The 12,939-nt window shown below is 71.8% G+C and carries 10 protein-coding genes; 7 read left to right on the forward strand and 3 right to left on the reverse strand.

Features of this window, described 5'->3' with window-relative positions:
• Window positions 1–7: 7 nt before the first annotated feature.
• On the reverse strand, window positions 8–793 hold the full coding sequence (locus tag ACFQ6X_RS28075) for a glutamate racemase (protein WP_383185392.1): 786 nt from the start codon (window positions 791–793) through the stop codon (window positions 8–10).
• 58 nt (window positions 794–851) lie between these two features.
• On the opposite strand from ACFQ6X_RS28075, the gene ACFQ6X_RS28080 reads away from it, so the two are divergent.
• The gene (locus ACFQ6X_RS28080; RefSeq protein ID WP_383185394.1) at window positions 852–2,033 is read left to right on the forward strand and encodes a glycosyltransferase; all 1,182 of its coding nucleotides are present in this window, start codon (window positions 852–854) and stop codon (window positions 2,031–2,033) included.
• Between the two features lie 36 nt (window positions 2,034–2,069).
• On the opposite strand, the gene ACFQ6X_RS28085 is transcribed toward ACFQ6X_RS28080, so the two are convergent.
• The gene (locus ACFQ6X_RS28085) at window positions 2,070–3,389 is read right to left on the reverse strand and encodes a TerD family protein (protein WP_383185395.1); all 1,320 of its coding nucleotides are present in this window, start codon (window positions 3,387–3,389) and stop codon (window positions 2,070–2,072) included.
• Window positions 3,390–3,646: 257 nt separating this feature from the next.
• Here ACFQ6X_RS28085 and ACFQ6X_RS28090 point away from each other — a divergent pair, with 257 nt between their 5' ends.
• The 4 genes from ACFQ6X_RS28090 to ACFQ6X_RS28105 all read left to right on the forward strand — a co-directional run bounded on the left by ACFQ6X_RS28090 (window position 3,647) and on the right by ACFQ6X_RS28105 (window position 8,400).
• Window positions 3,647–4,117 carry a DUF6643 family protein gene (locus ACFQ6X_RS28090; protein WP_383185396.1) on the forward strand — a complete coding sequence of 157 codons (471 nt, stop codon included), beginning with the start codon at window positions 3,647–3,649 and terminating at the stop codon, window positions 4,115–4,117.
• A gap of 48 nt (window positions 4,118–4,165) precedes the next feature.
• Window positions 4,166–5,023 carry an MOSC domain-containing protein gene (locus ACFQ6X_RS28095; RefSeq protein ID WP_383185397.1) on the forward strand — a complete coding sequence of 286 codons (858 nt, stop codon included), beginning with the start codon at window positions 4,166–4,168 and terminating at the stop codon, window positions 5,021–5,023.
• Window positions 5,024–5,126: 103 nt separating this feature from the next.
• Window positions 5,127–5,744, forward strand: coding sequence for a hypothetical protein (locus ACFQ6X_RS28100; RefSeq protein ID WP_383185399.1), 618 nt, complete (start codon window positions 5,127–5,129; stop codon window positions 5,742–5,744).
• 220 nt (window positions 5,745–5,964) lie between these two features.
• Complete coding sequence (locus tag ACFQ6X_RS28105) at window positions 5,965–8,400, forward strand: right-handed parallel beta-helix repeat-containing protein (protein WP_383185401.1); 2,436 nt, start codon at window positions 5,965–5,967, stop codon at window positions 8,398–8,400.
• On the opposite strand, the gene ACFQ6X_RS28110 is transcribed toward ACFQ6X_RS28105, so the two are convergent.
• Complete coding sequence (locus ACFQ6X_RS28110; protein ID WP_383185403.1) at window positions 8,370–10,838, reverse strand: hypothetical protein; 2,469 nt, start codon at window positions 10,836–10,838, stop codon at window positions 8,370–8,372. The genes ACFQ6X_RS28105 and ACFQ6X_RS28110 overlap by 31 nt on opposite strands.
• 137 nt (window positions 10,839–10,975) lie before the next feature.
• On the opposite strand from ACFQ6X_RS28110, the gene ACFQ6X_RS28115 reads away from it, so the two are divergent.
• Together ACFQ6X_RS28115 and ACFQ6X_RS28120 are read left to right on the forward strand one after the other, a co-directional pair.
• Window positions 10,976–11,806: a DeoR/GlpR family DNA-binding transcription regulator gene (locus tag ACFQ6X_RS28115; RefSeq protein ID WP_383185405.1), complete on the forward strand. Its 831-nt coding sequence runs from the start codon at window positions 10,976–10,978 to the stop codon at window positions 11,804–11,806.
• Window positions 11,807–11,872: 66 nt separating this feature from the next.
• Window positions 11,873–12,310 (forward strand): SRPBCC family protein, encoded by a 438-nt coding sequence (locus tag ACFQ6X_RS28120; RefSeq protein WP_383185407.1) that lies wholly within the window; start codon window positions 11,873–11,875, stop codon window positions 12,308–12,310.
• Window positions 12,311–12,939: the final 629 nt, after the last annotated feature.

The following is a 12,939-nucleotide window of genomic DNA, read 5'->3' on the forward strand; positions in this document are numbered from 1 at the left end:
GGGAGGGTCAGAGCGCGGGGCTGACGGCCTTGAGGAGCAGGCCCTCCGCGTAGGCCAGAGCGGTTTCGGGCAGGTCGGCGGCGTGTCCGCCGAGGAGGACCGCGAGTGTGCCGACCGGTTCGGCCGACGGAGCGGGTTCGGAACCGATACGGCGCAGCGCGTGTGTGGCGACCGCCACGGCGGAGCCGTGCAGGACGACCCCCGGCCGGCCGGGCTGCTGCACAGCGGCGCGGATGCGCTCGGCCACCAGCTCGTAGTGGGTACAGCCCAGGACCACGTCCGTCACGCCGGGCGGGGTGAGGGCGGCGGCAGCGGCCACCGCACGGTCGATCCCCGCCTCGTCCGCGTGCTGTACGGCGTCGGCGAGCCCGGGGCAGGGGACTTCGGTCACGTCCACCGATCGGGCGAAGTCGCGGATCAGCCCGCGCTGGTAGGGGCTCCCGGTGGTGGCCGGGGTGGCCCAGATGGCGACGGGGCCGCCGCCCGCCGCGGCGGGCTTGATCGCGGGGACCGTGCCGATGACCGGCAGTCCGGGTTCCAGTTCGGCCCGCAGGGCAGGCAGCGCATGGACGGAAGCGGTGTTGCAGGCGACGATCAGGGCGTCCGGCCGGTGGGCCGCGGCCGCGCGTGCCACGGCGAGCGCGCGGGCGGTGACGTCCTCGGGAGTACGGGGGCCCCAGGGCATCGAGCCGGGGTCCGAGGACAGCACCAGATCGGCGTCGGGCCGTATCCGGCGCACCACGGCAGCGGCGGCGAGCAGGCCGATTCCCGAGTCCATCAGTGCGATCTTCACCCGGTCACCATAGTCGACAGCCCTTGCGGCACCGCCGATGTGGGGCAGACTTCGGCGGATGAGCGCCGTTGCCTGGATCGCCGTGGGTTCGCTGGTCGTGTGGGTGTGGCTGCTGCTGGGGCAGGGGTTCTTCTGGCGGACCGACCAGCGGCTCCCCAGGCGTGCCGACCCGGTGCGCTGGCCCTCGGTCGCCGTCGTCGTGCCCGCCAGGGACGAGGCCGAGATGCTGCCCGTCAGCCTCCCGTCGCTGCTCGCCCAGGACTATCCGGGGGACGCGGAGATCTTCCTGGTCGACGACTGCAGCGAGGACGGCACCGGCGCGCTCGCACGCGCGCTGTCGGTGAGGCACGGGGGGCTGCCGCTGACGGTGGTGTCGCCGGGTGAGCCGGAGTCCGGCTGGACGGGCAAGCTCTGGGCCCTGCGGCACGGAATCGCGCTGGCCAGGCAGCGTAAGCCGGAGTTCCTGCTGCTGACCGACGCGGACATCGCGCATGAGCCGGACAGCTTGAGGGAACTGGTCGCCGCGGCCGGCGACGAAGGGGCGGGCGGCTTCGATCTGGTCTCGCAGATGGCCCGGCTGAGGGTGACGAGCACCTGGGAACGGCTCGTCGTGCCGGCCTTCGTCTACTTCTTCGGGCAGCTCTACCCCTTCCGCCGGGTGAACCGGGCGGGCAGCCGGACGGCGGCCGCGGCGGGCGGCTGCGTGCTGCTGCGCACCGGGGCCGCCGAACGGGCACGCATCCCGGAGTCCATCCGGCAGGCGGTGATCGACGACGTGTCGCTGGCACGCGCGGTGCAGCGCAGCGGCGGCCGGATCTGGCTGGGGCTCGCGGAGCGGGTGGACAGTGCGCGGCCCTATCCGCGGCTCGCTGATCTGTGGCAGATGGTCTCGCGCAGTGCGTACGCGCAGTTGCGGCACAGCCCGCTGCTGCTGGCCGGGACCGTTCTCGGCCTGGGTCTGGTCTACGTCGCCCCGCCGGCGACGCTCGCCGCCGGGCTGCTGACGGGCGACGCGGTGGCCGCCCGGGCGGGCGCGGCGGCATGGGCCGTGATGGCGGGGACGTACATGCCGATGCTCGGCTACTACCGGCAGTCCCTGTGGCTGGCACCGCTCCTGCCGTTCACCGCCGTCCTCTACCTCCTGATGACGGTGGACTCGGCGGTACAGCACTACCGTGGCCGAGGCGCGGCCTGGAAGGGGCGTACGTACGCCCGTCCCGAGGCCGCACCGGAGCCCTGAGCCCGGCCGTGGGAGGCCGGGCTCATCCGGCCGGGGTCACTTGCGGCCGGGGGTCCAGTTCATTCCCCAGCCGTAGGCGGCGTCTATGGTCCGCTGGGGGCTCACCCCGCGCTGCGGGACGAGATAGCGTGCCTCCCGCTGCACCGTGAGCTCTCCCCCGTTGTTGGTGATCAGCGCGAGAGCGCAAACGGTGGAGGGCACGGTGCATTCATCGAGAGAGAAGTCGATCGCCGCTCCGTTCTGTGGCTGCAGAGTGACGGTGGCATGCAGATCGGCGAAACTCCGGGCGCCTTCGTAGATGGTTACGAAGATCAGAACGCGGCGCAGCCGGTCCTTGTGGTCGAGGTTGACCGTGAGGTTCTCGCCGGTGGAGAGCGCGCCGGTGCGGTCGTCTCCGTCGAGGTGGATAAAGGGGGGCCGCCGGAGATCGCCGAAGGCGTTTCCGAGCGCCTGCACAACTCCCTTGCTTCCATCGGTGAGTTCGTACAGCGCGCAGAGATCGAGATCGAGGTCGGCGTGCATGGCGACGGCCCTGCCGAGTTTCGCGCCCCAGCTCTTGAACTGCTTGCGCACTTCCCAGTTGAGATTGACGCGCAGGGCCCCGGAGGTGCCGCCCTGCTTCGAGAGGGAGACGGACGGCGCCTCCTTCGTCAGGGTGACCTTGGTCAGCCTCACCGGCTGCGTGACAGGGGGTGCGGCGGGAGGCGCGACCGGGGGCGCGGCCTGCGGGGCGGGGGCGGCCTGGGGTGCGCGGTGGGGCGCCGGGGGCGCCTGCGCCGGCTGCGGGCGGGCGGCCTGCTGAGGTGGTGCCGGCTGCTGCGGTTCGTCGACGGAGATGCCGAAGTCCGTCGCCAGACCCGCGAGTCCGGTGTCGTACCCCTGTCCGACGGCCCGGAACTTCCACGCGCCCTGCCGCAGGTACAGCTCACCGAGAATGAACGCGGTCTCGACCGTCGCGTCCGCGCTCTCGAAGCGCGCGATCTCGGAGCCGCTCGCGGAGTCCACGATCCGTACGTAGAGGCCAGTGACCCGGCCGAAGGTGCCGCCGTCCGCCGAGGCCACGACGACCACGCGGTCGATCGCAGGCTCCATCGCCGCGAAGTCGACAACGAGGCTGTCCGTGACCGCGTCTCCCGCCGTCCGCTTGCCCTCGTGGCGCACCGCGCCGGATGCGTGTGCCGACTGGTTGTAAAAGACGAAGTCCGCGTCGCTGCGTACCTTTCCCGACACGAGAAGTAGCGCCGAGGCATCCACGTCCGGCGCCCCGGGGGAGGTCCGCCAGCCCAATTCGACCTGTACGACCTGAGCAGGCACAGGAACATTGGTTCCCTTTTGCATGGTCATGCTCGCCCCCATCACGAGTCCGGCTGCCCGGAGAGTTTCACGCCAACCTAATCCCCGGCCCGCCGAGGAGCCCACAGTACGGCGGAGACTGCTCCCGGCGATCCGCCGGTAACCCCCCGTGAACTCGCTCTTTACACGATCACAACGCGGCTCGGTGCCCCTTTTTGCCAAGTTCGCTCGCATTGGGGAACGCGGTTCACTCACAACGCGTAAAACAACCCTCTTATCGGGCTCCCCAACCAGCACATCGTGGGCTTAACTTATGTGTCATGACCTCCCCCCGCTCCACCTACGGCGGCGGCTACTACGCCGCGCCGTCGTTCCCCGACACCCCGATCTACGACTCCCTGGTCGCCGAGCGGGGCACTCCTCAGATCGCGCCGATCCGAGTCCCCGCCGCGTACGACACGGGCAACAGCTATCTGCCGGCCCTGCCGTCGTCGCTTCCCGCCCTGCCCGCGGCCCCGTCCAACGGGTCCTACGGCTACCCGCAGCAGGCGCCGCAGCCGCAGTACCAGAACGCCGGCATGCAGCACGCGCCGATGCAGCCCGCACACCTGCAGCACGCGCCCGCCCCGTACATCCCGCAGCAGCCCTCGGCGCCCCGCGGCTACCAGCAGCAGCCGCAGCGCCCCGGCACGGGTTACGAGTCGATGCGCCCGGCTTCGCCCCGGCCCGCCCCGAATCCCTCTCCGTACGAGGACCCGTACAACCGTCCGTACCAGAGCCGGGGGTACTGAGCAGGGGCGCTCCTGCCCGCTGTCGGATTCGGCTGGCAAAATGGATGCATGGTCTCTCCCGTACTCAGGGCTGTCCACATCCACCCGGTCAAGTCGCTGGCAGCGTGCGCGGCCGAACAGGCCGTCGTCGAGCCATGGGGACTCGACGGCGACCGTCGCTGGATGCTGATCGACGGCCGGGGCAAGGTGGTCACCCAGCGTCAGCAGCCGGGCATGGCCCAGCTGTCCGCGATGCCCCTGCCCGGTGGCGGGGTGACCGTCTCGGCGCCGGGGAGTGCCCCGCTGACCGTGGACGTGCCGGAACCGCTCTGCACCGTCGGCGCGGAGCTCTTCAGGGACAAGGTCGAGGTGGTGGAGGCGGCCGAGGCCGCGCACTCCTGGTTCAGCGCGCGCCTCGGTACGGAGGTCCGGCTCGTCCATCTCGACGCGCCGTCGCACCGCAGGCCTGTCGATCCGTCGTTCGGGCGCCCGGGCGAGACCGTCTCGTTCGCCGACGGCTACCCCCTTCTTCTCACGTCGTCCGCCTCGCTGGATGCGCTCAACGCACTCGTGGCACGCGGTGACCACCCGGAGGAGGGCCCGCTGCCCATGAACCGCTTCCGGCCGAACGTGGTCGTGGACGGGACGGACCCGTGGGCCGAGGACGACTGGGACCGGATCGCGATCGGGGAGGTCGCCTTCCGCGTGGCGAAGCCCTGCGGCCGCTGCATCGTGACCACGACCGACCAGCGGACGTCGAAGCGCGGCAAGGAGCCCCTCCGTACGCTCGCCCGCCATCGTCTGGTCGGAAGGGACCTCCTGTTCGGCCAGAATCTGATCCCTGAAGGCACCGGGGTGATCCGGGTCGGGGACCCGGTGCGGATCCTCGGCCGAACGCCGGGCCACCCGGCACCGGCGGGGAACTGACCGGAGTGGCCCGGGCGTTGGACGGCGTGAGGTTGCTCTCTCTTCGCCGCCCCAGCAGGTGATCAGTGCCGTTCCGGGCTATGACGGATACGGAAGGGGGTGCATGACTGTGCGAGCAGTCCTGGGAATCCGGCGGTGGCGGCACAATCCCCTGTGCAGGCCCACCGACCGCCACGAGGCATGGGGGGCACTGGCAGCGCTGCTGCTGATGCTGATCGCCGCCCCGGTGCTCGGCTGGCTGTGCGGTTCACTCACCGACGAGGCCCTCCAGCAGGCGGTGCGGGCGCAGCATGCGCAGCGGCACCTCACCACGGCTGTCGTCGTGCGCGGACCCTCCGGCGTTTCGCGCTTCGCCCAGGACCCCGAGGCCGCCGTCGCGGAACGCGCCGCGCGATCCTCCGCGGTGGCCCGGTGGCATGCCCCGGACGGTACGGCCCGCACCGGCAGAGTGTCCACGGCGTCCGAGGTCACCGCTCCCGGCGCGCGGATACGGATCTGGACGGACGGCCAGGGCAACCCGGTGATCCGCCCCATGGACACATCGACGGCGCGCACCCATGCGGTCCTGGCCGGAATCGGTGCGACCCTGCTCGTGGCGGGTCTGGTGGAATCCGCACGCCGACTGGCCGTATGGCGCATGATGCAACGGCGGTACGGTCGTCTCGACCGGGCCTGGGCCGAAACCGGTCCCGACTGGGGCCGGACCGGGACGGGCTGCTGAACCCACCGGTGCGCGACGTCGGGTGCCGGGCCGCTCCATCTGTTTCACCGGCCTCATGAGCAGCCGACTCGTCAACTCGCCGCCGCCGCGCGCGCTACGGTGGACCGGCCCGCCCGACTCCTCGGCAGGCGGGCCCGGAGCTGCCGCGACACCGGTGGCACGGGCATGCGGACAGGCACGAGGCAGCGCACACGGCACGAGGTGGGGGCACAGCAGCACCATGGCACAGGGCACGGTCCAGGTGACGCACACCGGCACATCGCGATGGCGCCGCCGCACGGGCGAATACGCTTCCCTCACCGCAGCCCTGGAGGCCGCAGCGGACGGTGACGTCCTCACCGTCGCACCCGGTACCTACCGGGAGAATCTCGTCGTCCACCGCGCGGTGACCCTGCGCGGCCCGGAGGGATCCGTCGGTTCCGTGCGCATCGCGCCGGTCGACGGCGTACCTCTGACCGTGCGCGCCTCGGCGGTGATCCAGGATCTTCACGTGGAGGGCCAGGATTCCGCCGCCCCGGCGCTGCTGATCGAGGAGGGCGCTCCCGAGCTTTCCGATCTGCGCGTCGTGACCCGGTCGGCCGCCGGGATAGAGGTGCGGGGCGCGGCCCGGCCCACCGTGCGCCGCTGTACCGTCGACAATCCGGCCGGCGTCGGCATTGCCGTACTCGACGGTGCCGGGGGCGTGTTCGAGGAGTGCGAGATCGTGTCGGCCGGGCAGTCCGGCGTCTCGGTCCGCGACGGGGCGCACCCGAGGCTCGAGCGGTGCCGTGTCCACCACGCTTCCGGGGCGGGGCTGAGCGTGACCGGCGAGGGCAGCGGTCTGGAGGCGGTCGGCTGCGAGGTGTACGAGATCAAGGGCAGCGGGGTGCAGGTCACGGCCCGCGGTGCCGCTCATCTCACCGACTGCACCGTGCACCGCACCTCCGCGGACGGGGTCACGCTGGACACCGACGCGGTCCTCACACTCGCCGACTGTGACATTCACGACATCCCGGAGAACGCGGTCGACCTGCGGTCCCGCTCCGTCCTCACACTGACCCGCTCGACCGTGCGCAGGTTCGGCCGCAACGGCCTGTCGGTCTGGGACCCGGGCACCCGTGTCGATGCCAACCAGTGCGAGATCCACGACAGTACGGGCGACTACCCCGCGGTGTGGGTCAGCGACGGCGCCACCGTGATACTCGATTCGTGCCGCGTCCACGACGTTCCCGATGCCCTCTTCGTCCTGGACCGGGGTTCGCGCGCCGATGTGGTGGACAGCGATCTGTCCCAGATCCGCAACACGGCGGTCTCGGTGAGCGACGGCGCCACCGCCCAGCTCGACGACTGCCGGATCCGCGAAGCGTCGACCGGAGCGTGGTTCCGTGATCACGGCAGCGGCGGAACCCTGAACAACTGCACCATCGACGCCGCCCAGACCGGTGTCATCGTGACCAAGGGCGCCGACCCGACGATCGAGCGCTGCACGGTCACCTCGCCCGCCGAGGCCGGCTTCTACGTCTCCGCCGAGGGCCGCGGCACCTTCGACACCTGCCGTGTCACCGGGAGCGAGGGCTACGGCTTCCATGTCATGGACGGCTGCCGCTCCACGCTCACCCGCTGCCGCACCGAGCGGTGCGCCCGCGGCGGGTACGAGTTCGCGGAGGGCTCGGGCTTCCCGGGCGACGGGCTCAGCGGTGGTCCGGTGGTGAAGGACTGCACCAGCGACGAGAGCGGACTGCGCGGTGCCACTCCCCCGGCCCCGCCGGTCCTGACGGCGACCCAGTCGACGCCCGGACTGCTCGGCGCGATGCCGGGACAGCGCGCCGCCGAACCCGCCGCCCCGCCCGCTCCGGCGGAGCCGGTGCGCGATTCGGGCGCCGTCCTCGGGGAGTTGGACGCGCTGGTGGGTCTGGACAGCGTCAAGCGCGAGGTGCGGGCGCTGACCGACATGATCGAGGTCGGCAGGCGCCGCAGGCTCGCGGGCCTCAAGGCGGCGTCGGTGCGCAGGCACCTCGTGTTCACCGGCTCCCCCGGTACGGGCAAGACGACGGTGGCCCGCCTGTACGGCGAGATCCTGGCCTCGCTCGGCGTGCTGGAGCACGGCCATCTCGTGGAGGTGTCCCGGGTCGACCTGGTCGGCGAGCACATCGGTTCGACCGCGATCCGCACGCAGGAGGCGTTCGAACGGGCCCGTGGCGGAGTCCTGTTCGTCGATGAGGCGTACGCGCTGTCGCCCGAGGACTCCGGCCGGGACTTCGGGCGGGAGGCCATCGACACGCTGGTGAAGCTGATGGAGGACCACCGGGACGCCGTCGTCGTGATCGTGGCCGGGTACACGCACGAGATGGAGCGCTTCCTCACCGTCAACCCGGGTGTCGCGTCGCGTTTCTCACGGACCATCACCTTCAGTGACTACGTTCCCGAGGAGCTGTTGAGGATCGTCGAGCAGCAGACAGAGGAGCATGAGTACAGCCTCGCGGACGGAGCCGGGGAAGCGCTGCTCAAGTACTTCACAGCGCTTCCCAAGGGCCCCGCCTTCGGTAACGGCCGCACGGCCCGTCAGACCTTCGAGTCGATGGTCGAGCGGCACGCGGGCCGGGTCGCCCAGCTCGCCGAGCCGAGCACGGACGACCTCACCCTGCTCTATCCGGAGGACCTTCCCGAACTCCCCTGAGTCTCCCCGCCGGTCTGGTGGGGCACGACCGGTCCGAGCCGTTCCAGGAGTGCGGCCCGCTCCACGGCGAAGACCGGGTCGGCCTGGTAGTCCGAGTGTCCCAGGATCGGTTCGGGCAACGGGTGTTCAGGGGTGCGGCCGTAGACCAGCGGGTCCTTCAGGGGGCCCCGGTCCACCTCGGGGCCCTGGCTCTCGTCGATGCGGACGGGGCCGCCGATCGGGTCCGTCGCCCGCCAGAGGTTGCGCCAGCAGTGCACGGACCGGTGCAGCCCGTCCAGGGGTACCGGTCCGAAGTAGGCGGGGAACCAGCGCCCGTAGAGCCGCTCGATCGGTGAGCCGTAGGTGAGCAGTGCGACCCGGCGCCGTGTCGCGTCGGGCAGCTGCCAGACCGCGGACGCCGCAAGGACGCTGCCCTGGGAGTGGCCCGAGATGACGAGCCGGCCCCGGGTGCGGGCCGTCCAGGCGGACATCCGGGAGGAAAGGTCGGGCACGGCACGCTCCGCGTAGCAGGGCGGCGCGAAGGGATGGGCGGCGCGCGGCCAGAACGTACCGACGTCCCAGAGGATGCCGATCGTGCGCCGGGCGGACACGTCGCGGTAGGCGCGGCGGCCCCAGGTGACGAACAGGACGAATCCGAAGCCGATCATCCAGGACCCGGTCGACTGGGCCGCCTCGGCGAGGGATTCGACGAGGGGAACCGCACCGTCCATCGCCCGGCCGGGCACCTCGCCGGTGAGCCAGGACCCGGCGACCGCTCCGGCGCCGAGGAGCAGGGTGGCGCCCGAGACCAGGGCGACGAGCCAGGGCACTGAGTCGGTGAGGGCGGCCGTGGCCCTGGTCCCCGCGATGGCCCGGGTGCGGGCGCGGTCGGGCCGTGCCTGTTCGTACTCCGCCTCGACCACGGGTCCCAGCCGGCGGGCGCGCAGCCCGGTGCGGACGGCCAGCCAGGCGAGGGGGGCGAGCAGGAGCAGCAGGAGGACCGGGATGACGGAAGCCTGCCAGCTGAGAAGCACGGGCGGCCCCTCTATGGTCGAGCCGGCGCCCATGCCGGGTGTACCGGAGCCGTCGAGCCAGTCGGCGACACGCTGGGCGACCCCGCCGGTCATCACACCGCCGAGCGCGCAGGCGAGCATCGCCACGGCGGGCCCTCCGAGGCCGCGGAGGGTCGTGCGCGGCTCGGGAACGCGGTGGTACAGGCTCAGCGCCACCGCGGCGAGCAGGACGACGAGAGCGCCCTGTCCGACGGCGAGCACGCGGAAGGCGGTCTCTCCGGGGAGGGTGCCCGAGGACGCCCAGGCGGGACGGGACCAGGCGGCGTACACCGTGCCGACGAGCAGCAGCGCGAGCGCCGTCCCCGGCAGGAAGGTGATGACGGCACGGTCGAGGGTGTTGTCGAGGCGTCGCTCGCTGCGGCCCCGGCGGCAGACCACCGCGACCACCACCAGAGCGCACACGGCGAGGGCCGTCTCGAACAGGCCGCCGATCACCGCGGGCACGGGACCGTCGGTGACCCTGTCGTGCCGGGCGGCGGCTCCCCCCACCGCGGCTGCGACGGTGAGGAATCCGGCGGCGGTGTGGGCGGCCCGCAGCCGGGCGACCAGTCGGCGGCCGTACCAGAACCCGGGCCGGCCGAGGGCGGGACGGACGGGCGGTGCGGCGGACGCGGAGGTCTCCGGGGTGTGCGCGGTGTCCTCCTCATGTTCGTCCCCGCTCAGCGGGCGCTGCGACTCGTACGCGCTCCAGGTGCGGTTGGACAGGTACCAGAGCAGTCCGACCAGGGCCGTGGGCACGAGTGCGGCGACCGCGAGCCGGCGTCCGGGCTGGGACCACCAGCCGCCCTGCTCGGTCGACAGGAAGCCGAGCCAGGACCGCCGGCCGGAGCAGTCGGGTGCACCCGCGCACTGCCAGGCCACCAGGTCGAGGGCGACCTCGCAGACGGCGGCGGTCAGCAGCACGGTCAGGCTGAGCGCGATGAGCCGCACCACCGTGCCGTACAGCCGCACCGACACGGTGCGGCCCCGTGCCGTGGGCCGCATCCAGTGGGCGAGGTTGACCACCATGAAGGGGAGCAGCAGCAGCCACAGGGCGCGGGAGCCGTTTCCCGAGGTGAGGTTGGACCAGCAGTAGGCCTCGGCGACGGGTCCGTCCCGATGGCGTTCGGGGTGCTGTTCGGCCTCGATGTCCTCGGTACGCCGGTAGATGGCGGCCGTCGCGTCACCGGTGATCCTGGTCGTACGGGGGTCGCCGAGCATCTCCTGGGGAGTGGCTCCGCCGACGCCGTGGACGAGCAGTTCCAGCGCTGCCCCGGTGCTCTGCGGGGCCTGGGTGGCAGGGGGCAAGGTCGTCTGCTCGCTCTCTGGTCCTGCCGGCCTGTCGGCCGGCGGGGAAGGGACGGGGGCACGGCGCGGAGCTACGGGCTGACGCGCAGTCACCACCATCTCCGACGGAGGGTGCCTGCCGCATCGCTCTCACCGAATCTCCCCAGTGACGCCGCCGGCAGGGCTGCGTGGCAGGATGAGGGCGTCCCGCAGGCCGGTGTCGGACCTGCGGCCAGAGGGAAGGACCGGACCCGGCGTTGAGCGATAACCAGAACCTGCTCGCGGAACAGCGGCGCGCGCTCATCCTCGACGAGGTGCGCAAGCGCGGCGGGGTCCGGGTCAACGAGCTGACCCGCAGGCTGAATGTCTCCGACATGACCATCCGCCGGGACCTGGACGCGCTGGCCCGACAGGGCGTCATCGAGAAGGTGCACGGCGGGGCCGTTCCGCTGGTCGAGGCGAGTACGCACGAGCCCGGGTTCGAGGCCAAGTCGACGCTGGAGCTCAGCGCCAAGGAGGACATCGCGCGGGCGGCGGCGGCAATGGCCGTGCCGGGCAGCGCGATCGCCCTGTCCGGCGGCACGACCACGTTCGCGCTGGCCCGGCACCTCCTGGACGTTCCGGCCCTGACCGTGGTGACGAATTCGGTGCGGGTCGCCGACGTGTTCCACGACGCGCAGCGGCCGACGGCCGGGGGTGGCCCCCGGGCCGGAGCGGCCACCGTGGTGCTGACCGGCGGGGTGCGCACGCCTTCGGACTCACTCGTCGGGCCGGTCGCGGACCGCGCGATCGGCTCGCTCCACTTCGATGTGCTGTTCCTCGGGGTGCACGGGATCTCTGTCGAGGCCGGTCTCTCGACACCGAACCTCGCGGAGGCCGAGACGAACCGCCGCTTCGTGCGCGCCGCGCGACGCGTCGTGGTGGTGGCCGACCACACCAAGTGGGGCACGGTCGGCCTGAGCTCGTTCGCGACGCTGGACGAGGTGGACTCCTTCGTCACCGACGCGGGGCTGCCGGACGGCGCCCGGCAGGAGATCGAGGAGCATCTGCCGGGGCTGGTCGTGGCGGGCGATTCCGCACCCCGGTAGCCGCGCTCCAGGACGCGTGGGTTCCGCTCAGCCTCTGACAGGCCGCGGACGTCCTAGGATCGGGCCGTGGCCGTCTTCCGGATCGAGCGTTTCACTCCCCTCCCCGCCGCCGAGGCGTGGCGGCGGGTGACTGCCTGGGAGGCGCACGCCGGCCCCGTGCCGATGACGTCGGTCACCGTCCCGACAGGTACGCCGACCCGGGTGGGGACGGTATTCGTTGCTCGTACGGGTCTCGGGCCGTTCGGGTTCGACGATCCGATGGAAGTGGTGCGGTGGACGCCGCCGGTGGCCGGCCGTGCCGGGATCTGCCGGCTGGAGAAACGCGGCCGGATGGTGCTGGGCAGGGCGTCGATCGATGTCCGGCCGACCGGCGAGGGTTCGCACGTGGTGTGGGTGGAGGAGCTGCGCGTACGGCTGCTGCCCGGGTGGGGCGATCCGCTGCTCTCGGGTGCGGGCCGCCGGGTCTTCGGGCGGGTGCTCGACGCCCTGCTCGACAGCCCTTGAGCCAGGACCTGCTCGGAGCATCTGCCTCTTCGTCGCGCCCGAAGGGTCGTCGTCCGAGAGGCAGTGAAAAGTCTCTCGTGGAGTCTCCCACCTCACGACATTCTGTCCCTGACCGGTCTCACGGATTCATAGGCGTTCGGCTTTCTGGCGTGCCGCAGGGGGAGGAACTCGGCCGGCCGGCCCTTGAGTGCCCGCAGCGCCATAAGCTCCCGCAGAAGGGGCAACCGGCATCCGGCGGTCACGGTCACCACCGCCGCCCAGAGGCCAGCCCGCTCTGCGGCTCATCCCGCCACCACCAGCGGAATCCGTCAGCGGCCCGGCATTTCCTCGTCACCTGCCTGCCGAGCAGGGCGTTCTCCCGCAGACGTCGTCAACTCAGGCGCATACAACGTGGCCAATGGTTCGGGGCCCGCATACTGCCGACACCTGCATCGCCGGGGGGACCTTCCAGCGTCGCCGTTACTGACCTTATCTCCGTTGCCGTCCTTGACGGATGCGTAGCAAAGCCCCTCCTTGGCATCGTGATACGCAAGGTGATGCCCACATCCGCAGACTGGTTCGGGCCCTGCCAGCACCTTCTCCTTCGCCCTTCGGCGATCGGCTATGGCCCCCTTCACACGGTCATACGC

Origin of the sequence: Streptomyces sp. NPDC056452, assembly GCF_042796085.1 — a bacterium.
GTDB lineage: Bacteria > Actinomycetota > Actinomycetes > Streptomycetales > Streptomycetaceae > Streptomyces.